Raw genomic sequence first — 20,710 nt, forward strand, 5'->3', positions numbered from 1 at the left:
ACGGGCGGGGCGACCGTGATCGGCGATAGAGCGCGCCGCCCGAAGGTGTGAAGCCTCGGTACGATTTGGCCGATCCGGGGCCGAGGATCGGCCGGCGGAGGAATGCCGGAAAGCGACGATCGCAAGGAGAAGTGTTCATCCGATGAGCACACCGACGCAGCAGGAGAGGTTCAGTTTCCAGGCCGAGGTCGTCCAGCTTCTCGACCTGATGATTCATTCGCTTTACAGCAACAAGGAGATCTTCCTGCGGGAGCTGATCTCCAACGCCTCGGACGCCATCGACCGCCTGCGGTTCGCCAAGCTCACCGACCCCGGACTCGATGAGGCCGATGAGCCGCTGCAGATCCGGGTCTCCTATGACAAGGACGCTCGCACGGTCACGATCTCCGACAATGGCCTCGGAATGAGCCGGCAAGAGGTGATGGACAACATCGGCACCATCGCCAAGTCCGGCACCCGCGAATTCCTCCAGGCCCTGAGCGGGGACCAGCGGAAGGACGCGACGCTCATCGGCCAGTTCGGCGTCGGCTTCTACTCGGCGTTCATCGTCGCCGACCGGGTGACGCTGACCACGCGCCGGGCCGGACTGCCCGCGGCGGAAGGAGTCCGGTGGGAGTCCGATGGCCGGGGCGAGTACGCCCTGGAGACGGTCGAGCGTCCCGCCCGGGGCACCGAGGTCGTGCTGCACCTCCGCGAGGGCGAGGACGAGTTCCTCAACGACCATCGCCTGCGCACGATCATCCGCAAGTACTCCGACCACATCAGCCTGCCGATCCTCATGGCGGGCGAGGACGCCGAGTCCGGCGACGCTCCGGCCGAGACGGCCGTCAACCGGGCGTCCGCGTTGTGGGCCCGCTCGAAGAGTGAGATCAGTGAGCAGGAGTACGACGAGTTCTACAAGCACGTCGCGCACGACTACGCAGGTCCCCTCGCCCATCTGCACGCCAAGATGGAGGGGACCTACGAGTACACGCTTCTGCTGTTCATCCCGGCACACGCCCCGTTCGACCTGTGGATGCCCGAGTCGCGTCACGGCGTGCGGCTGCACGTCCAGCGGGTCTTCATCATGGACGACACCGGGCAGCTCATGCCGAACTACCTGCGCTTCGTCCGAGGGGTGATCGACTCCAGCGACCTGCCGCTGAACGTCTCCCGGGAGATCCTGCAGAGCAGCCGCGTCGTCGACTCGATCCGCTCCAGCGCGGTCAAGCGGGTGCTGAAACTGCTGAAGGACCTGGCCGAGAAGGAACCGGAGAAGTACGCCACCTTCTGGCGTGAGTTCGGCGCCGTCCTCAAGGAGGGAATCGCCGAGGACTACTCCAACCGGGACGACATCGCCCGCCTGCTGCGCTTCACCACGACGAGGTCGGGCACCGACACGCCGGACACCTCCCTCACCGACTATGTGTCCCGCATGAAGGAGGGCCAGGAGAAGATCTACTACCTGCTCGCCCCCACGCTCGCCGCCGCCAAGACCAGCCCGCACCTGGAGATCTTCCGCGAGAAGGGCATCGAGGTGCTGTTGCTGAGCGATCCCGTCGACAACTGGGTGGTGACCAGCCTGCCCGACTTCGACGGCAAGCGTCTGCAGTCCGTCGCGCAGGGCGCGTCCGACCTCGGCGCGCTGGAGGACGCCGCCGAGAAGGAGGCGAACGAGAAGGCCGGCACGCAGTTCGCCGCCCTGGTGGAGCGTCTCAAGAAGGCCCTCGGCGACCGCGTGCGCGATGTCCGGACCACCAATCGCCTCACCACGTCACCGGCCTGCATCGTCGCGGGCGAGCCGGACCTCGAGATGAACCTCATCCGCCGGATGCAGGGCTCGGGGATGCCGAGCGAGCCCATCCTGGAGATCAACCCCGAGCACCCGCTCATCCGACGGCTCGACGCCGAAGCCGACGAACGCCTCGCGGACTGGGCGCACGTCCTCTACGGCCAGTCCGTCCTCACCCTCGGCGCGCGCGTCGACGAACCGGCCGAATTCGCCGCCCGCCTCAACGACCTCCTCGTCACGCTGACGGGGGAACGGGAAACGACGGCCGGCGACGACTCCTGACCGAGGGCACGGCGTTCCCTACGGCGGGTCCGCGGGCTGATCACTGGTGTCCGCTGCGCTCTAACGGCAGCGGACACCAGTGAAAGCGCTCAGAGGTGCCGGGCAGCAGGATGTTCGGCGACCGGTGCAGCAACCAGGCCAGGGCGAATCCCCCCGTCCCATGCTTGCCCGTGATCTCCGCCGGATCTAGTCGCCGGTCGTGCCGTCGAGCATCTCGCGCAGGATGTCCAGGTGGCCGTTGTGGCGGGCTGTCTCCTCGGTGAGGTGGAGGAGGATCCAGCGCAGGTCGGGGTGAAGGCCGTTGCGGATGGTTCCCACGGCCTGCTTGTCCAGGTCGTTCCCGGCGACCAGTTCGCGGTAGCGGGCGCTCTGTTCGGCGTACTCGTCGAGCAACTGCGTGAGCGGGAAGTCGACGGCGATACGCATCTCGCGGTCGGGGTCCTCATCCGTCATGGGGGCCCGGTCCTCCTCGCCGAGGAAGACCACCTGGAACCAGTAGTACTCGACCCAGCGAAGGTGGTTGATCAGTCCGCTCATGGTCATCAGCGGTGAGCCCGGCAGGAGCGCCTTGCGGGCGTTCTCCGCGGAGACGCCCTCGCACTTGGCGCGGGCGGTGTCCCGTGCGTAGTCGAGGAACGTGGTGAGCTGGGTGCGCTCGTCCCATGCGGGCGGCGTGTCATCGATTCTGGTCATCGCGCGAAGCGTCTCCGATCACCGCGCCCGCTGTCGAGGTATTTACCGACGGACCCCACCTGCTCCGCCCAGCGCCTTCTCCAGCGGGACGCTACAGCGATTCAGCGCCGGCGGGCCGCCCGGCATGATCCGCCGGACAAGCCCCGGCACCGCTCCGGCGCGGGCGCCCGGCCGCCGGGCGCCCGCGCCGGCGGCTCAGCGGGCGCCGGTGAACGGCGTCGCCACGGGGCCGGTGACGTCCGGGTCGACGCGGAAGATCCGGCCGGCGTCCGGCTCGGCCTCCCGCTGCTCCAGAGACAGGTCCTGCTGCGACGTGGTGATGAACAGCGTCGAGCGGTCGGTGCCGCCGAAGCAGCAGCTCGAGACGTTCGTCACCGGGAGGCGGACCGTCGCGACCAACTCCCCGGACGGGGCGTAGCGGTGCACGGCGCCGCCGCCCCACAGAGCCACCCACAGGAAGCCCTCGTCGTCCACGGTCATGCCATCGGGATGACCGCCCTCGACCTCGGTGAACGGCCGCCGGTTCGTCACCGCGCCGGTCTCCAGGTCGTAGTCGAAGGCGTCCACCCGATCCGTCGGGGTGTCGATGTAGTACATGGTGCGGTGGTCAGGGCTCCAGCCGAGCCCATTGGAGATGGCGACCCCTTCGACCACCGTGCGGATCGAGCCGTCGAAGACGAAGAGCGAGCCCGCGCCGGGCGTCTCGTCGAACGCCATCGTGCCGGCCCAGAATCGTCCCGCCGGATCGCACTTGCCGTCGTTCATCCGGATCGTGGCGGAGTCGGCCAGGTCCCCGGTCAGGGCCGTCGCCCTGCCGTCCTCGTCCAGCTCCATGAAGCAGGTGCCGGCGGCGATGATCCACCCGCCGAGCACCCGGGGCACGGCGGCGCCGATCGGCCGGTCGACCTGCAGCGATCGCGGGTCGGTCAGCGTCTTGCCGTCGTAGCCGGCCAGCCACAGTTGCCCGGCCATGATGTCCACCCAGCCGAGCCGGTCTCCGTACCAGAACGGCCCCTCGGCGTGCTCGACCTTGACCGGCGAACAGGGTTCCGCGGTGAGTTCCATGCGTCGGCTCCAACCGTGATGCGGTGATCAGCGTCATCCTTCCACTACCCGCTCCGGAGCCGGAGACCGTCCGGGGCCTATCGTCTTCGTTCGTGACGGTGGAGAAGGGGCTGTGGGCGGGGCTGGTGCTGGACGCGCTGGCCGGGGATCCACGGCGAGGGCATCCAGTGGCGGCGTTCGGACGGGCGGCGAGCGCGCTGGAGCGGCGCCTGTACCGGAACTCGGTGGCGCGCGGTGCGGTCTTCACGGCCGTGTGCGTGGTCGGGGCGGCCGGTGCCGGTGTTGTCGTGGACGCCGTCGGCCGTCGGGCGGCCGGGCGAACGATGCTCACCGCCTGCGCGACGTGGGCGGTGCTCGGCGGGACGTCGCTCGGGCGTGAGGGCCTGGTGATGGCGGCCGCTCTGGAGGCCGGGGACGTCGAGGCGGCGCGGCGCCGGTTGCCGCACCTGTGCGGGCGGGATCCGAGTGAACTCGACGCCAAGGAGCTCGCGCGGGCCACGGTCGAGTCGATCGCCGAGAACACCTCCGACGCTGCCGTCGCGCCGCTGTTCTGGGGCGCGGCCCTCGGCGTGCCGGGGCTGCTCGCGTACCGGGCGGTCAACACGCTGGACGCGATGGTGGGGCACCGCAGCGCCCGGTACCTCAGGTTCGGGCGGGTCGCCGCGCGGCTGGACGACGTGGCTAACTGGGTTCCCGCCCGCCTGACCGGGCTGCTCACGGCGGCCTGCGCCCCGCTCGTCGGCGGCTCGCCGCGCGCCTCGTACGCGATCCTCCGCCGTGACGGCGCGGCGCACCCGAGCCCGAACGCCGGGCAGTGCGAGGCTGCGTTCGCCGGGGCGCTCGGCGTCCGGCTCGGTGGCGTCAACGTGTACGGGAATCGCGTCGAGTACCGGCCCGAACTCGGCGACGGCCGTGCCGCCGAGCCCGCGGACATCCGGCGCGCCGTTCGCCTGTCCCGTACGGTCACGGTGGCCTCGGCCGCCGTCGCGATCGGAGCGCGCGCCGCAGTCAGGGCCTGGTCGCGGAGTCCTACCACGCGGCCGACGGTCTGCTCGACGACCTCATCGCCGCGGACACGCCGATCGACGTCGCGGAGGTGACCGCCGCCGTCCTCGAGCCGGCGCACCGGGGCCTCGGCGCCTCCTGACCGACCGCGACCGGCGGTGCGGCTGCTAGCTTCGGCGTCCGTGGACACGCGGAACGGGATGTTGCTGGTCGCCGGTACGACCTCGGATGCGGGCAAGAGCATCCTCACGGCGGGAATCTGCCGGTGGCTCGCCCGCCAGGGCGTCAAGGTCGCGCCGTTCAAGGCGCAGAACATGTCGCTGAACTCCATGGTCACCGCCGACGGCGCGGAGATCGGGCGGGCGCAGGCCATGCAGGCCGCCGCCGCGCGGATCGAGCCGACCGCGCACATGAACCCGGTCCTCCTCAAACCCGGCAGCGACCGGCGCAGCCAGGTGGTCGTGCTCGGCCACCCGATCGCCGAGGTCGATGCGATGGGGTACGCCGCGTACAAGGAGCGGCTGCGCCGGGTGGTCCTCGGCAGCCTCGCCGAGCTGCGCGCCCAGTACGACGTCGTCATCTGCGAGGGCGCGGGCAGCCCCGCCGAGATCAACCTGCGCGCCGGCGACCTGGCGAACATGGGACTGGCGCGCGCCGCCGGTTCCCCGGACGGGCCCGGCATGCCGGTGATCGTGGTCGGCGACATCGACCGGGGCGGGGTGTTCGCCGCGCTGTACGGGACGGTCGGCCTGCTGGAGCCCGCGGACCAGCGGCTCATCGCCGGGTTCGTCATCAACAAGTTCCGTGGCGCGCCGGAGCTGCTGGCCCCCGGCCTGGGGCAGATCACCGCGCTGACCGGCCGGCCGGTGTACGGCGTGCTGCCCTGGCTCGGCGGCCTCTGGCTGGACGTCGAGGACTCCCTCGCCCTGGACGCGCGCCCCGAGACGCGCCCGGCGGTCGCGGGGGAGACGTTGCGGGTCGCAGTCGCCCGCCTGCCCCGGATCTCGAACTTCACCGACCTTGACGCCCTGGCCGCCGAGCCCGGCGTCAGCGTACGGTTCGCGACCACACCCGGCGAGCTGGCCGACGCCGACCTGGTCGTGCTGCCCGGCTCCCGGGCCACCGTCTCCGACCTGGCCTGGCTGCACGAGCGCGGACTGGCCGCCGAGGTCGTACGCCGGGCGCGGGCGGGCCGGCCGGTGCTCGGAATCTGCGGCGGCTACCAGATGCTGGCCCGCGAGATCCTCGACGACATCGAGTCGATGGCCGGGCCCGTGCCGGGCCTCGGGCTGCTGCCGGTCCGCGTTGAGTTCGGGCCGGAGAAGATCCTCGGCCGGCCCGGCGGCACGGCGTACGGCGAGCCGGTGCGCGCGTACGAGATCCACCACGGCGTGGCGGCGGTGGAGGGCGGGGAGCCGTTCCTCGACGGGTGCCGCGACGGGGCGGTCTGGGGCACGACCTGGCACGGCGCGCTGGAGAACGACGGCTTCCGCCGCGCGTTCCTCCGCGAGGTCGCGCAGGTGGCGGGACGCGACTTCACTCCGGCGCCGGACACCGACTTCGCCGCGCTGCGGGAGGCCCAGCTCGACGCCCTCGGCGACCTGGTCGAGCGGCACCTCGACACCGACGCCCTGTGGCGCCTCATCGACACCGGCGCCCCAGCGGACCTCCCCATCGTCCCGCCGGCCGGGGCGACCCCATGAGCAAGCGGAGCGAGCGAAGCGATGAGCGCAGCGCCTCGGGTCGCCCCTCCGACGAAGGAGGCCGCACGAGCACCTTCACGCCGGGCGAGGACCGCTGGCGAGCGGGGCTCGGGACGCTGCGGCAGGTCGTCCGCCAGGAACTCGTGATCCGGCAGCTCGCCCACCACCTCCCGGACTCCGAGCCGGGCGACGTCCTGGACATCGGATGCGGCCAGGGCACGCAGGTCCTGGCGCTGGCTCGGAGAGGTCACCGGGTGACGGGACTGGACGCCTCGCCCGCGCTGCTCGGGGATCTGCGGACCGCGCTGGCGGCCGAGCCGCCGGAGGTACGGAAGCGGGTCCGCCTCGTCGCGGGGGACGCGCGGGAGGCGGCGGCGCTGACGGCACCGTCCCGGTTCGACCTCGTGCTGTGCCACGGCGTCCTCATGTACTTCGCCGACCCCGGTCCGGTCCTCGACGCCGTGGCCCAGGTCACCGCGCCGGGCGGGCTCGTGTCCCTCCTCGTACGGAACGGTGACGCCCTCGCCATGCGGCCGGGACTGCGGGGCGACTGGGCGGCCACCGCGGACGCCTTCGACGGCACCGCCTAACGCAACCGGATCGGCGTCGACGCCCGAGCCGACCGGCTCGCCGACCTGACAGCGGCGCTGGACGAGCGCCGCATGACCCGGCTCGCCTGGTACGGCGTCCGGGTCTTCACCGACACCGCCGCCGACGACGCGCCCGTTCCCGCGCCCGAGCGACTGGCTGCGCTCCTGTCCTGCGAGGAACGCGCCGGCCGCACCGACCCGTACCGGGCCGTGGCCGCCCTCCTCCACGTCATCGCTCGGCGGCACCCGGAACGATGACCACTCGGCCGGGATAGCCGCGGAAGAGAAGAATGTCCCGGCGGTGGGAGAGGCTGCGGCATTGAGCCGATCCCCACCCCGACCCGCCGGGACATCACATGGCGTCAGGTGTCACCTGACGAGCGCCTGCTGCTCGCGCAGGCGCTCGGTGGCGATTCCGCGACTCAGCGCGGTGCCCGCCGGTGCCTCAGCGGTGCCGCCCGCTCCGGACCGACGGCGCCTTGCGGACCGACGGCGCCTTGCGGACGGGCGGCGCCTTGTGGAGCGACGGCGCCTTGTGGACCGGCACCTTGCGGACCGGCACATTGTGGACCGGCGGCGTGGTGTGGACCGACGGCGCCTTGTGGAGCGACGGCGTCCTGTGGGCAGCCGGAGTGGTGTAGCACGGCGTGCTGGTGGCCGGCGTACTCGTGGGCGCAGTGCGACGCGGCGTGGGCGTCGTGCAGTAGTCCACGTGGTCGGCGTTACCGCCGGCGCACCCGGACAGGCCCAGCACGGCCACGGCCACGGCGGCGGGCAGGAGGGCCCACCGCATCTTTTCGCTTCGCATTTTCGTTGTACCTCCATGGCGAAGGATCGCTTTAGCCTTCGTCCTCGTACTGTCCGTGCGCCGGGAGAACGGCCACACGGCTCGTGAATTCCTCGACCGTCGCGTGACTCGCCGGACGCGCTCCCGGGCGGGCCGTGCCACGGCGCCGCCCGGAGGCGTCAGCCGGTCTGGCGGGTCGCGGTCTCGATGATCTCCAGGCCGACCACGGCATCCTCGAGCGTGACCGGGGGCGGGCCGTCGCCGCGGACGGCCGCCGCGACGGCCGGGTAGAAGTCCTGGTAGCTGCCCGGGTCGGTCGGTTCCGGGTGGGTGTCGCCGGGGGTGCCGACCCGCCCGTACGCCTCGGGCGGCGTCACGCCGTACTGCGGGTCCTCCGGTGTGCGGCCGGCGCGGAGCTGGTCCTCCTGGACGTCCAGGCCGTAGGTGACGTACGCGGCATGGTCCCCCAGCACCCGGAAGCGCGGGCCGAGGTCCGCGCTGATCGCGCCCATCCACAGGTGGGACCGGACGCCGTTCGCGTGGGTCAGGGCGACGAACGCGTCGTCGACCGCCTCGGCGCCGGGCCGCCGTACGTCCAGCTCGGCGTGGACGGCCACCGGCGGGCCGAACAGCGTGATCGCCTGGTCGATGAGGTGCGCGCCGAGGTCGTACAGGGCGCCGCCGGCGGCGGCCGGGTCGGCCGTCTCCTTCCAGCCCGGCTTGATCTGCGGGCGCCAGCGCGTGAACCGCGACTCGAACCGCAGCACCCGCCCGAGCGTTCCTTCGCCGATGAGCCGGGCGGCGGTCCGGAAGTCGCCGTCCCAGCGGCGGTTGTGGAACGGCACGACCAGCGGGCCGCCGGCCAGCGACCGGGCCTCGGCGGCGGTCACCGCGATCGGCTTGTCGACGACGACGGGGAGGCCCGCGTCTAGCGCCGCGCGGGCGAGCGGCGCGTGCGTGCGGTTCGGCGTCGTCACGACGACCAGGTCGTACCCACCGGACCAGACATCGTCGGGTGTGTCGAGCAGCTCCGCGCCGGCGTACCGGTCACGGACGGCGGCCCGCCGCGCCGGGTCCCGGGTCACGACGGCGGCCAGCTCCAGACCGGGAGCGGCGGAGATGAGCGGGGCGTGAAAGACCGCGCCTCCGGTCCCATACCCGATCAGAGCGACGCGCAGGTTGTCCACAGATGGCCTCCTTAATGGCCATTTGATCACGCTGTGGGTCTGTCCCGGCACGAGGGATCGGCCTAATCTCCCATGGGGGCCATCGATCGGTGAAGGAGCACGCATGCCCGACCCGTCGCCAGATGCGAACCTGGCCGAGTCGCTGAGCGAGTGGACGCGGGCGTTCGGCTGGCGTGACCGGGCGGCGTTCCTGTGCGGTGAGGACGTCTTCACGCAGGGCGAGGTCCACCGGGGGGCGGGGCGTGCGGCCGGGTTCCTGTGGGCGCACGGGGTACGGCCGGGCGACCGGGTGGTGATCGGGCTGCCGGCGTCGATCGAGTTCGTGTGGGCGTTCCTCGGCGCCGTACGGATCGGGGCGATCGCGCTGATCGCCGACCCGGAGGCGTCCATGCTCCCCCCGGGCGAGGTCGCGGTGTGCACGCCCGGACGGCACGAGAAGGTCATCACCCCCGGTGAGCTCGTCACCGGCATGGCGCGGGCGACCGCGCCGCCGGCGTACCCGGTGCATTCGGGAACGCCGGCGTTCGCGCAGTACGGCGAGGTGTACACGCACGGCGATCCGGAGGCGTCCTTCCTGGCGATGGAGCCGTTCGGGCTGCGGGAGAACGACGTGCTGTTCTCCGTTCCCAAGACCTACGACCCGGCGGGGCTGCGCAACACCGTCTTCCTCCCGCTGTACTCCGGGGCCAGCGCGGTGCTGGACTCCGGCCGGCGGTCGATCGCCGCGGTCGCCGAGCGGGTGCGCCGGCACCGGGCGAGCGTGCTGCTCTCGACGTCCGCGTTCTTGACGAGGCTGGCGGCCGAGGCGCCCCGCGAGCCGTTCTGGCCCCTGCGCATCGCCGTGTCGCAGGGCGCCCCGCCGCCGGTGCACGCCGAGGAGTGGCTCGGCTGCCCGATCCTGGCTCCGGTTCAGGACCCGGCGCCGGCGTAGGTGCCGAAGCTCCAGAACACGCCCTCGGGGTCCCGTACGGTGAAGTCGCGGGAGCCGTAGTCCTGGTCGGTCAGGCCCTGGACGACGGTCGCGCCCGCCGCCACCGCCCGCTCGTACAGCGCGTCGGGCGCGTCGGTGACGACGTACACCGACCCCATGCCCGGGGGCAGACCGGCGATCGGGCTGTCGGCCCGGTCGGCGCCGCCCAGCATGACGCCGCCTCCTCCGGGGGCGCGCAGCTCGGCGTGGGCGACCCGGCCGTCGTCCTCGTAGACCGCGATCTCCTCGAACCCGAAGGCGTCGACGAGGAACCGGATGGCGGCGCGGGCGTCCTTGTAGCGGAGTGCGGGCCAGACTCGTGTTTCGCTCATGGCCTCATCGTTTCCCGCCGGTGCCGTCACCGTCTTGGACGAATGGGAGCTCCTCGCCGGCCAGCCACGCGGACGGGGGACAGCCGGCGAGCTCGTTCCACTCGCGGGCGAGATGCGCCTGGTCGTAATAGCCGCACGCCGCCGCCGCGGCCGCCAGTGACGGCCGGCCGGGCTCCTTGAGGAGCCGCTTGGACCGCTCGAACCGCATGACGCGGGCCGCCTCCTTCGGCCGCAGGCCGTACTCCGCCGCGAACCGCTCGCCCAGGTGCCGCCGGCTCCACCCGACCTCGCGCGCGAGGTCGCCGATCCGCACGGCGCCGTCCGTGTCGGCGAGCCGCCGCCAGGCGTACCCGACCTCGGGCGCCGGGGCCGGCAGCCGGCCGACGCCCCGCGACAGCACGTCGTCGACCGCGGCGAAGCGCGCCGGCCAGGTCGGAGCCTCGGCCAGCCGTTCGACGAGCTCCCGGGCGCGGGTGCCGATCAGGTCGTCGAGGGACAGGACCGCCGAGCCGAGCTCGGCCGCGGGCAGCCCGAACAGCGAACGGGCCCCCTCCGGCGTGAGGTCGAGCTGCACGCCCGCGAGGTCGCCGTCGTGCGAGATCCGCACCGGCCGGGTGTGCAGCCCCCCGGCGAGGGCGGTGAAGGCGGTCGGCGCCCGGCCGGACGGGCCGCTCGTACGGGTCGGGGCGCCCAGGCTGAGGACCACGGTCAGGTGGCGGGACGGCAGCCCCAGATGCGTGCCCGGCGGGAAGCCCTCGTATCGATACCCGACACACCGCGCCACCACCGCCGCCAGCCGCGCCGGCGGCCGAACCCGAACGCTCTGACCGACCCGCCCAGCCCCGTCCATGCGTCGAACCGTATCCCGCTCTCGCAGCACCGACCTGTCGGGTGCGCGTTCGCCGATCCGGTGCTGGTCGGCGAGGTCGTGGGTGCGGACTGGGACCCGGACTCCTGGTCCTGGCGGCGGTGACGTGGCTCGGCTGAGTGGGGTCCCCGGTGACCGAGGCGGAAGGTCGCGTTCCGCGGTAGCCGCGGAGCGCGGCGGCCTCAGCCGCTCGGGGTGAGGTCGGGGAGGGTCTCCAGGGCTCCGACCAGTGGGGCCAGTTCCGGGAGTGCGGCGGCGTCGGCGAGTGCCGCCTCCAAGGCCGCGTTGTGGGTCGGGGTGGCCTTGGCGAGGAGCTCCCCGCCCGCCTCGGTGACCTCCGTGTAGATGCCCCGCCGATCGTCCTCGCACAGGTAGCGGCGGAGCAGGCCGCGCTTCTCCAGGCGGGTGACGAGGCGGGTCGTGGCGCTCTGGCTCAGGACCAGGGCGTTCGCGAGCTGCTGCATCCGCATGTGCCAGTCCTCCTGGCGGGACAGCAGGTGGAGGGTGCAGTACTCGTTCACGCTCAGGTCGTGCTCGGCCTGCAGGGCCCGCTCGACCCTGTCCTCGATCCGGGCGTGCAGGGCGGCGAGGGTACGCCAGCCCTGGGCGCGAGCCTCGGCCGCGTCATCGGGCAGTGGCATGGGTCACCCCTCTTCTCGTTTGGCATCTCACCGATTGCGTGGTGAGATAGTCGGCGTCTGCAAGTATCAGGCGTGTGCAACTATTGTGTGTGCTGGTTATTGCTCACGCCGCCCAGTCTATCCGGAGGAGACTCCATGCCCATCGCGCTGCTCGCCCTGGCGATCGGCGGCTTCGGCATCGGCACCACCGAGTTCGTCATCAGTGGCCTGCTTCCCGACCTGTCCACCGACCTCCACGTCTCCATCCCCACCGCCGGGCTCCTGGTGTCGGGATACGCCTTCGGCGTCGTCGTCGGAGCCCCGCTGCTGACCGCGCTCGGATCGCGGATCTCCCGTAAGACCATGCTCGTGGCGCTGATGGCGCTGTTCACCGCGGGCAACCTCCTGTGCGCGCTCGCCCCCACGTACGGCGTGCTCATGGTCGCCCGCCTGGTGACCGCCTTCGCCCACGGCGCCTACTTCGGCATCGGCTCCGTCGTCGCCGCCGACCTCGTCCGCCCCGAGAAGCGGGCCGGCGCGATCGCGATGATGTTCACCGGCCTGACCGTGGCCAACGTTCTCGGCGTACCGGGCGGCACCGCGCTCGGCCAGGCCCTCGGCTGGCGGTCCACGTTCTGGGTCGTCACCGCGATCGGACTGGTCGCGCTCGCGGGCATCGCCACCCTGGTCCCGGGACAGCCACGGCCGTCCGCCGACACCGGCCTCCGCCGTGAGCTGTCGGTCTTCCGGCACGGCCAGGTCTGGCTCGCGCTGGCCATGACGGCCCTCGGCTGGGCCCCGGTCTTCACCGTCATCACCTACGTCGCGCCGATCGCGACCCGCGTCACCGGGTTCTCCTCGGGGGCGGTGCCGATCCTCATGGTGCTGTTCGGCCTCGGCATGGTGGCCGGCAACGCGCTCGGCGGCAGGCTCGCCGACCGCGCTCTCATGCCCAGCCTGTACGCGATCCTCGCCGCCGTGATCGCCGTGTCGGTCCTCCTGCTCCTCGTCGTCCACAGCAAGGTCGCGGTGGTCGTCGTGATGCTGCTGCTCGGCGTGGTCGGCAGCGCCACGATCGCGCCGCTGCAGACCCGCGTGCTGGACAAGGCGGCGGGCGCGCCGACGATGGCGTCCGCGGCCAACATCGCGGCGTTCAACCTCGGCAACACGGTCGGGCCGTTCCTCGGCGGCCTCGCCATCGACGCCGGTCTCGGCTACGCCTCGACGACCTGGATCGCCGCCCTCCTCGGCGTGGCGGGCCTCGCGGTGGCGCTCGTCTCCGGCGCCCTCGACCGCCGCGCCCCCGTGTCGCCCCGGCCGGCCGAGCCCGCGCTGCCGACCGGAGCCCGCAGCCTCTGAACACCGCCTTCGCCGGCATCGAGGGAGCCCGCCTCGCACCTTCGCGAGGCGGGCTCCGTCGTGCCCGCCCGAAGACGTGAGCGCGGAACGCGCCGGATCGTGGGGTCCCGGGGCGGTGCGCCGGTGAGGGCGCGCTCGTAGACTGGGCGCGCGACGGCGAGGGAAGGAACCCGGTGCGAGTCCGGGGCTGTCCCGCAACTGTGACCAGGTAGCGAGCCCGCACGTACGGCCACGGCGATGAGCTGGAAGGCCGCGGGGGAGCGGTGACCTGGAAGTCAGGAGACTTCCCGCCGTCGACGACCTTTCACCCGAGCCGGGGCGAGGACCCCCGAGGGAAGGAACCGACACGTGCGTGTCCTGCTGCTCTCCACCGCCGACACCGAACTCCTGTCCGCGCGTTCCGCGGACGCCGGGTATGTGACGGGCAATCCGTCCCGCCTGGGCGTCGCCGACCTGGACGCCCTGTGCGAGGGCGTCGACGTCGTCGTCGTCCGGCTGCTCGGCGGGCTGAAGACCTGGCGGGAGGGCGTCGAGGACCTGCGTCGCAGGGACGTGCCGCTCATCGCGCTCGGCGGCGAGGCCGCGCCCGACGCGGAGCTGATGGCGCTGTCGACGGTGCCCGCCGGAGTCGCCGCGGAGGCGCTGGCGTACCTGCGCGAGGGCGGCGTGGACAACCTGCGGGAGCTGGCCCGCTTCCTCTCCGACACGCTGCTGCTCACCGGTGAGGGGTTCGAGGCGCCACGGGAGATGCCCGCGTACGGCCTGCACCGTACGGGCGGCGCGCCGAAGGACGGCGGGCCGACCGTCGGCGTCGTCTTCTACCGGGCGCACGAACTCTCCGGCAACACCGCGTTCGTGGACACGCTGTGCGCGCGGATCGAGGAGCTGGGCGCGAACGCGCTGCCCGTCTTCTGCGGCTCGCTGCGCTCCGCCGACGAAGGGCTGCTGGAGCTGCTCGGACGGGCGGACTCGCTGGTCGTGACCGTGCTGGCCGCCGGGGGAGCGGTGGCGGCGGACGCGTCGGCCGGGGGCGACGAGGACGCCTGGGACGCCGGGGCGCTGGCCGCGCTGGACGTGCCCGTCGTCCAGGGCCTGTGCCTGACGACGTCCCGCGCGACCTGGGCGGCGTCGGACGCCGCGCTGTCCCCGATGGACGCCGCGATGCAGGTCGCGATCCCCGAGTTCGACGGCCGGGTGATCTCGGTGCCGTTCTCCTTCAAGGAGGACGGGCCGGACGGCATCCCGGTCTACGCCGCCGACCCGGAGCGCGCCGCGCGGGTCGCCGGCATCGCCGTCCGCCAGGCCCGGCTCCGGCACACGCCGGTCGCCGAGCGCCGGCTGGCGATCGTGCTGTCGTCGTACCCGACCAAGCACTCCCGGGTCGGCAACGCCGTCGGCCTGGACACCCCCGCCTCGGCGGTCCGCCTGCTCGGGGCGCTGCGCGCGGCGGGCTACGACGTCGGCGAGTACCCCGAGGACGGGGACGAGCTCATCCACTCACTGATCGCGGCGGGTGGGCACGACGTCGAGTGGCTGACCGAGGAGCAGCTCCGTGCCGCGCCCGCCCGGGTCACGCTGAAGGACTACGAGCGGTGGTTCACCGCGCTGCCGGAGCCGCTGCGCGAGCGGATGCGGGAGCACTGGGGCGAGCCGCCGGGAGAGCTGTACACCGACGGAGACGATGTCGTCCTCGCGTCGCTGCGGTTCGGGAACGTCGTGCTGATGATCCAGCCGCCGCGCGGGTTCGGGGAGAACCCGGTGGCGATCTACCACGACCCCGACCTGCCGCCCTCGCACCACTACCTGGCGGCCTACCGCTGGCTGGACGAGGTGTTCGGCGCGGACGCCGTGGTCCACCTCGGCAAGCACGGCACGCTCGAGTGGCTGCCCGGCAAGGGCCTCGGGCTCGCGGCCGAGTGCGCTCCGGACGCCGTCCTCGGCGACCTGCCGCTGGTCTATCCGTTCATCGTCAACGACCCCGGCGAGGGCACGCAGGCCAAGCGGCGCGGTCACGCCGTCATCGTCGACCATCTCGTGCCGCCGATGGCGCGCGCGGAGACGTACGGCGACCTGGCCAAGCTCGAGCAGCTCCTCGACGAGTACGCCACCGTGCAGGCGCTCGACCCGGCGAAGCTGCCGACCGTACGCGCCCAGATCTGGACGCTCGTGCAGGCCGCCCAACTGCACGATGACCTGCACGTCGCCGACGAGCCGGGCGAGGCCGACTTCGACGACTTCGTCCTGCACATCGACGGGTACCTCTGCGAGGTCAAGGACGTGCAGATCCGGGACGGCCTGCACATCCTCGGGCAGGCGCCGGAGGCGGAGCAGCGGGTGAACCTGGTGCTCGCGGTGCTGCGCGCCGCGCAGGTGTGGGCCGGGCGGGCCGGCGCGCTGCCCGGGCTGCGCGCGGCGATCGCGGCGGCGTACGGGCTGGACGAGCGGGAACTGCTCGCGGTGCCCGGCGCGCGGGTCGAGGCGACGGCGCTGACCGAGGTGGTGGACGGCCCCGCCCGTACCGCGTCGGACGTGGTCGACCTGCTGGAGGCGGCCGCGCGCCGGCTCGTCGTCGGGATGGAGACGCTCGGCTGGGACGCCTCCCGGGCGGCGGCGGTCTGCGCCGAGGTGCTCGGCCGTGAGGTGCCCGAGGTCGTGGCGCTGCTGGAGTTCGGGGCACGGGAGGTCGTGCCTCGGCTGGACGCGACGTCCGGGGAGCTCGACGCGGTCCTGCACGCGCTCGACGGCGGGTACGTCCCCGCCGGGCCGTCCGGGTCGCCGACCCGCGGGCTGGTCAACGTGCTGCCGACCGGCCGCAACTTCTACTCCGTCGACCCGAAGGCCATCCCGTCCCGCACGTCGTGGGACGTGGGGGTGTCCCTCGCCGAGTCGCTGATCCGGCGGCACCTGGACGACACCGGCGAGTACCCGCGCAGCGTCGGGCTCACGGTGTGGGGCACGTCCGCGATGCGGACGCAGGGCGACGACATCGCCGAGGTGCTCGCGCTGATCGGCGTCCGCCCGGTCTGGGACGAGGCGTCCCGTCGCGTCACGGGCTTCGAGGTCATCCCGCGCGAGGAGCTGGGCCGGCCCCGTGTCGACGTCACGCTGCGCATCTCCGGCTTCTTCCGCGACGCGTTCCCGCACGTCATCGCGCTGATGGACGACGCGATCGGCGCGGTCGCGCAGCTCGACGAGCCGGACAACCACGTGCGCGCCCACGCGTTGGAGGACCTGGCCGGGCACGGCGACTGGCGGCGCGCGACCAGCCGCATCTTCGGTTCCAAGCCGGGGGCGTACGGCGCGGGCCTGCTGCCGCTGATCGACGCCCGCAACTGGCGGGACGACCGGGACCTCGCCGAGGTGTACGCCGTGTGGGGCGGCTACGTGTACGGACGCGGCCTGGACGGGCGGGAGGCGCGCGGCGACATGGAGGCGGCGTTCCGCCGCATCTCGGTCGCGGCCAAGAACCAGGACACCCGCGAGCACGACATCATGGACTCCGACGACTACTTCCAGTACCACGGCGGCATGGTCGCCATGGTCCGGGCGCTGACCGGGCGGAACCCGGCCGCGTACGTCGGCGACTCCGCGCTGCCGGACCAGGTGAGGACGCGGACGCTCGGGGAGGAGACGCACCGGGTGTTCCGGGCGCGCGTCGTGAACCCGCGCTGGATCGCCGCGATGCGCCGGCACGGCTACAAGGGCGCGTTCGAGCTCGCGGCCACCGTCGACTACCTGTTCGGGTACGACGCGACGGCCGGGGTGGTGGACGACTGGATGTACGAGAAGCTCGCCCAGGAGTACGTCTTCGACGCCGAGAACCGCGCGTTCATGGAGCAGTCGAACCCCTGGGCGCTGCGCGGCATCACCGAACGCCTCCTGGAGGCCGCCGACCGCCGCCTGTGGGCCGAACCCGACCCGGAGACGCTGGACCGGCTGCGCCGGACCTACCTCGACCTGGAAGGCGACCTGGAGGCCGACGAGTAGCCGAGAGGCGGCCGACGGCCGCCCGACGACGAGACGGAGCCCCGGGTTCGCAGGCGCGGCCCGGGGCTCCGTCGTGCGCGAACGTCGATGATCGACCGCTGATCGGTTGCGGCAATGTGACCGTGTTGTTCGCAGAACGCCTTGTACACGTGATTGATTCTGATCTAAAGTCCCATGCATTGCTCGCAAACGAGCACCGAATCTGACTGAAGCGCATGCGCGGGCGGCCTGCCCAGGGAGTTATCAATGACGCGCGCAAGAACTCGTCTGCTCGGCCGTACGGCCGGTACGCGGCTCATGGCGATGGCCACCACGCTCGCTCTCGGGGCCGTGGCGGCCTGCTCCGGAGGAGGATCCGGATCCTCCCACGGCGCGGCCATCTTCTGGCACGGCTACACCGGGCCGGAGGCGAAGGAGATCGCCGCACTCGGCCAGGAGTGGAACCAGGCCCATCCCGACGAGAAGGTGAACGTCACCTTCGCCGGCAGCAACGACGACGCCCTGAAGAAGACGCTCGGCGCGTTCGTGTCCGGCAAGACGCCCGGGATGGCCTACGAGTTCGGCTCGTCGATCACCACGCTGGCCAAGCGCCACCAGACGCAGGACATCACCTCGCTGGTGAAGGGCTCCCCCGATTTCAAGTGGGACGACTTCTTCCCGGCCGCCCGGCAGGCGGCCACCACCCCGGACGGCAAGATCTACGGCGTTCCCGCGCTGGTGGACAACCTGGGGCTGGTCTACAACAAGAAGCTGTTCGACGCGGCCGGGCTCTCGTATCCGACGCCGGCTTGGACCTGGACCGACTTCCAGAACGCCGCGCGCAAGCTGACCGACGCGGGCAAGAAGCAGTACGGCTGGGCCTACGTCAACGACGGCACCGAGGACACCGTCTGGCGGTTCCTCGCGCTGCTGTGGCAGGCGGGCGGCGACCTGCTCACCCCGGACGGCAAGAAGGCCGCCTTCGATTCGCCGGCCGGCCTGTCCGCCATGCAGCTGCTGCACGACATGTCCGTGACCGACCACTCGGTCTACCTCGACGGCGGTGACCAGCAGTACCTCAACCTGTTCAACTCCGGGAAGATCGGGATGCTGTGGACGGGGCCGTGGGACCTGGGCTCCATCACCAAGGACGTGTCGTACGGCGTCCAGATCCTGCCCGGCAAGGTCACCCACGCCACGATCGCCGGGCCGGACAACTACATGCTGTTCAACAAGTCCGACCGCAAGACCGCGTGGGCCTTCCTGCAGTGGCTGACCTCTCCTGAGGTCCACCTGCGCTTCTCCACCGCGACCGGCGACCTGCCGCTGCGGCAGTCGGAGACGCAGCTGCCGGGCTACCAGCAGTTCCTGAAGAAGTACCCCGGCAACAAGGTCTTCGTCGACAACCTGGAGAAGAACGCCACGAAGTCGCGGCCGAACATCCCCGAGTACTCCAAGATCTCCCAGGCCCTCGGCCTGGCGGTCCAGGCGGTGCTGCTCGGCAAGGCGCAGCCCCAGGCCGCGCTGGATCAGGCGCGTGACCAGGTCAACAGCGTCATGGCGGGCGCGTAATGGCGGTCGCGGCGGCCGATCCGGCCGCGCGCGAACGCCGGTCAGCCCCGCGCGGCCGCCGGGTTCGCGGGCCCGGCCCGCGGATGCGCCGGGCCGACCACTTCGCCGGCTGGGCCTTCGTGTCCCCGGCCGTGCTCCTCATCGGGCTGTTCGGCCTGGTCCCGGTCGTCTGGTCGCTGCTGCTGTCCTTCCAGGAGACGGACCTGACGTCGCCGGGCACGTGGACCGGAGCCGCCAACTACCAGAAGATGGTGCACGACCCCGTCTTCTGGCAGGCGGCCCGGCAGACCCTGGTCTACTGCGTGCTGTTCGTGCCGATCACGATGCTGCTGGCCATCCCCATCGCCGTGCTGCTCAACCAGAAGGTGCGCGGCATGACGTTCTACCGGATGGCGGTCTACGTCCCGCTGGTCACCTCGACGGTCGCCACCGGCGTGATCTTCAGCTGGCTCCTCAACCCGCAGTTCGGCCTGGTGAACGCCGCCCTCGGGAAGGTGGGCCTGCCGCAACAGGGGTTCTTCCAGAGCACGGGCGAGGCGCTGCCCGCGGTCGTGGGGATGACCGTCTGGGGCTGGCTCGGCTTCGCGGTGATCATCTATCTCTCGGCCCTGCAGAACGTCCCGCGTGAGCTCATGGAGGCCGCGGCCCTGGACGGCTGCGGACGGGTGAAGGCGTTCTGGAAGGTCGAACTGCCGCTGCTCGCGCCGGCCTCGTCCTTCCTCCTGGTCTGGCTGACGATCAACGCGCTGCAGCTGTTCGACGAGGTCTACGTGACCACGAAGGGCGGCCCCCTGCACGCCAGCACGGTCCTGGTCTACTACCTGTACCAGCAGGCGTTCGTGGACTTCGACGGCGGCTACGCCGCCGCGATCGGCAGCGCGCTGTTCGTGGTGATCCTGGCCGTGACCATGGTCCAGCTCTGGCTGAGCCGCCGGGCCTCCCACTACGAGGTGAACTGAGATGGCCGACACCGCGCTCGCCCGATCGCGGGGACACGTCCGCGCGGCGGAGCAGGGGCGTCCGCCTCGCCGGCGGTCCCGCCGGCCCAGCCCCCTGCACCTGATCCTCATCCCGCTCTCGGCGGTGATGCTCGCCCCGCTCATCTGGATGGTGCTGCTGTCGATCTCCACGGAGGCGGAGACGCGGCGGTTCCCCCCGGGGCTGCCGAGCGGCGTCCACTGGCAGAACTACCTCGACGCCTGGCACCAGGGTCCGTTCGGGCACTGGCTGCTGAACAGCGCGATCGTGTCGGTCAGCTGTGTCATCGGCAACCTGGTGCTGTGCTCGCTGGCCGGCTACGCCTTCGCCCGGATCCCGTTCCTCGGCAACCGGGTGCTGTTCGTCGTGGTCCTCGCCACGCTGATGGTGCCGTTCCAGATCGTCATGCTGCCCACCCTCATCGTGATGCAGCACCTGCACCTGACCGACACGCTCGGGGCGCTGATCGCCCCGAACCTCGCCACGCCCTTCGGCGTTTTCCTGATGCGGCAGTTCTTCACCACCGTGCCGAAGGAACTGGAGGAGGCGGCCCGCATCGACGGCGCCGGACGGCTGCGGACGCTCGCGAGCGTCCTGCTGCCGCTCATGGGCCCGACGCTCGCCACACTGTCGGTCCTGACCTTCCTCAACGTCTGGAACGACTTCCTGTGGCCGCTCATCGCCGTGCAGAGCCCCGGGAACATGACGATCCAGCTCGGCTTGCAGAACTTCCAGGGGCAGCACTTCACGAACTGGCCCGTGCTGATGGCCGGTACCGTGACCAGCCAGATTCCGGTGCTCGTCCTCTTCGTCTTCGCGCAGCGCTTCTTCGTCCGCTCCATCGCGTCGTCCGGGCTCAAGTGACCCGGACCGCCTCGTCCGGGCCGGAGTGACGCCGGCGCCGCCAGGTCGGGCGTGCCCGCCGACGCGCCGCCGCGTTCGACGAGCACGACGGTCCGCTC

The 20,710-nt window shown here is 72.0% G+C and carries 18 protein-coding genes and 1 riboswitch; of the genes, 11 read left to right on the forward strand and 7 right to left on the reverse strand.

The genetic code is table 11. From position 1 onward, the window contains the following. The first annotated feature begins 142 nt into the window (after positions 1-142). Positions 143-2,053: a molecular chaperone HtpG gene (htpG, locus tag AB0L00_RS43480; protein WP_364443695.1), complete on the forward strand. Its 1,911-nt coding sequence runs from the start codon at positions 143-145 to the stop codon at positions 2,051-2,053. A gap of 186 nt (positions 2,054-2,239) precedes the next feature. On the opposite strand, the gene AB0L00_RS43485 is transcribed toward htpG, so the two are convergent. Together AB0L00_RS43485 and AB0L00_RS43490 are read right to left on the reverse strand one after the other, a co-directional pair. Further along, positions 2,240-2,746: a DinB family protein gene (locus tag AB0L00_RS43485; RefSeq protein ID WP_364443696.1), complete on the reverse strand. Its 507-nt coding sequence runs from the start codon at positions 2,744-2,746 to the stop codon at positions 2,240-2,242. 195 nt (positions 2,747-2,941) lie between these two features. Further along, positions 2,942-3,811 (reverse strand): SMP-30/gluconolactonase/LRE family protein, encoded by an 870-nt coding sequence (locus AB0L00_RS43490; protein ID WP_364443697.1) that lies wholly within the window; start codon positions 3,809-3,811, stop codon positions 2,942-2,944. 92 nt (positions 3,812-3,903) lie between these two features. Between AB0L00_RS43490 and AB0L00_RS43495 the strand changes: the two genes are divergently transcribed. The 4 genes from AB0L00_RS43495 to AB0L00_RS43510 all read left to right on the forward strand — a co-directional run bounded on the left by AB0L00_RS43495 (position 3,904) and on the right by AB0L00_RS43510 (position 7,367). Next, positions 3,904-4,911: a cobalamin biosynthesis protein gene (locus tag AB0L00_RS43495; RefSeq protein WP_364443698.1), complete on the forward strand. Its 1,008-nt coding sequence runs from the start codon at positions 3,904-3,906 to the stop codon at positions 4,909-4,911. A 105-nt stretch (positions 4,912-5,016) separates the two neighbouring features. Beyond that, the gene (locus AB0L00_RS43500; RefSeq protein ID WP_364443718.1) at positions 5,017-6,519 is read left to right on the forward strand and encodes a cobyric acid synthase; all 1,503 of its coding nucleotides are present in this window, start codon (positions 5,017-5,019) and stop codon (positions 6,517-6,519) included. After that, a complete protein-coding gene (locus tag AB0L00_RS43505) occupies positions 6,516-7,109 on the forward strand; it encodes a class I SAM-dependent methyltransferase (protein ID WP_364443699.1) in 594 nt (197 codons plus the stop codon). The genes AB0L00_RS43500 and AB0L00_RS43505 overlap by 4 nt, the downstream gene beginning before the upstream one ends. A 72-nt stretch (positions 7,110-7,181) precedes the next feature. Beyond that, positions 7,182-7,367: a hypothetical protein gene (locus AB0L00_RS43510; protein ID WP_364443701.1), complete on the forward strand. Its 186-nt coding sequence runs from the start codon at positions 7,182-7,184 to the stop codon at positions 7,365-7,367. 187 nt (positions 7,368-7,554) lie between these two features. On the opposite strand, the gene AB0L00_RS43515 is transcribed toward AB0L00_RS43510, so the two are convergent. Beyond that, a complete protein-coding gene (locus AB0L00_RS43515; RefSeq protein ID WP_364443702.1) occupies positions 7,555-7,917 on the reverse strand; it encodes a hypothetical protein in 363 nt (120 codons plus the stop codon). Between the two features lie 158 nt (positions 7,918-8,075). Beyond that, positions 8,076-9,083 (reverse strand): Gfo/Idh/MocA family oxidoreductase, encoded by a 1,008-nt coding sequence (locus tag AB0L00_RS43520; protein WP_364443704.1) that lies wholly within the window; start codon positions 9,081-9,083, stop codon positions 8,076-8,078. Positions 9,084-9,186: 103 nt separating this feature from the next. Here AB0L00_RS43520 and AB0L00_RS43525 point away from each other — a divergent pair, with 103 nt between their 5' ends. Then, positions 9,187-10,014: an AMP-binding protein gene (locus tag AB0L00_RS43525; RefSeq protein ID WP_364443705.1), complete on the forward strand. Its 828-nt coding sequence runs from the start codon at positions 9,187-9,189 to the stop codon at positions 10,012-10,014. Here the strand turns inward: AB0L00_RS43525 and AB0L00_RS43530 are convergent. The 3 genes from AB0L00_RS43530 to AB0L00_RS43540 form a co-directional block, all read right to left on the reverse strand. Further along, positions 9,993-10,385 (reverse strand): VOC family protein, encoded by a 393-nt coding sequence (locus tag AB0L00_RS43530; protein ID WP_364443706.1) that lies wholly within the window; start codon positions 10,383-10,385, stop codon positions 9,993-9,995. The two genes, AB0L00_RS43525 and AB0L00_RS43530, sit on opposite strands and share 22 nt — an antisense overlap. 4 nt (positions 10,386-10,389) lie before the next feature. Further along, positions 10,390-11,235 (reverse strand): helix-turn-helix domain-containing protein, encoded by an 846-nt coding sequence (locus AB0L00_RS43535; protein ID WP_364443707.1) that lies wholly within the window; start codon positions 11,233-11,235, stop codon positions 10,390-10,392. A gap of 200 nt (positions 11,236-11,435) precedes the next feature. Further along, the gene (locus tag AB0L00_RS43540) at positions 11,436-11,894 is read right to left on the reverse strand and encodes a MarR family transcriptional regulator (RefSeq protein ID WP_364443709.1); all 459 of its coding nucleotides are present in this window, start codon (positions 11,892-11,894) and stop codon (positions 11,436-11,438) included. 135 nt (positions 11,895-12,029) lie between these two features. On the opposite strand from AB0L00_RS43540, the gene AB0L00_RS43545 reads away from it, so the two are divergent. The 5 genes from AB0L00_RS43545 to AB0L00_RS43565 all read left to right on the forward strand — a co-directional run bounded on the left by AB0L00_RS43545 (position 12,030) and on the right by AB0L00_RS43565 (position 20,612). Next, positions 12,030-13,232: an MFS transporter gene (locus AB0L00_RS43545; protein WP_364443710.1), complete on the forward strand. Its 1,203-nt coding sequence runs from the start codon at positions 12,030-12,032 to the stop codon at positions 13,230-13,232. A gap of 163 nt (positions 13,233-13,395) precedes the next feature. Further along, positions 13,396-13,518, forward strand: a riboswitch (cobalamin riboswitch). Between the two features lie 62 nt (positions 13,519-13,580). Beyond that, the gene (gene cobN / locus AB0L00_RS43550) at positions 13,581-17,219 is read left to right on the forward strand and encodes a cobaltochelatase subunit CobN (protein ID WP_364443711.1); all 3,639 of its coding nucleotides are present in this window, start codon (positions 13,581-13,583) and stop codon (positions 17,217-17,219) included. A 246-nt stretch (positions 17,220-17,465) separates the two neighbouring features. Continuing rightward, positions 17,466-18,770, forward strand: a complete 1,305-nt coding sequence (locus AB0L00_RS43555; RefSeq protein WP_364443713.1) for an ABC transporter substrate-binding protein — start codon at positions 17,466-17,468, stop codon at positions 18,768-18,770. Beyond that, positions 18,770-19,729 carry a sugar ABC transporter permease gene (locus AB0L00_RS43560; RefSeq protein ID WP_345362729.1) on the forward strand — a complete coding sequence of 320 codons (960 nt, stop codon included), beginning with the start codon at positions 18,770-18,772 and terminating at the stop codon, positions 19,727-19,729. The genes AB0L00_RS43555 and AB0L00_RS43560 overlap by 1 nt, the downstream gene beginning before the upstream one ends. A gap of 1 nt (position 19,730) precedes the next feature. Further along, positions 19,731-20,612 (forward strand): carbohydrate ABC transporter permease, encoded by an 882-nt coding sequence (locus AB0L00_RS43565; RefSeq protein ID WP_364443715.1) that lies wholly within the window; start codon positions 19,731-19,733, stop codon positions 20,610-20,612. Positions 20,613-20,710: the final 98 nt, after the last annotated feature.

Source organism: Actinoallomurus sp. NPDC052308, assembly GCF_040679195.1.
Taxonomy (GTDB): domain Bacteria; phylum Actinomycetota; class Actinomycetes; order Streptosporangiales; family Streptosporangiaceae; genus Actinoallomurus; species Actinoallomurus liliacearum.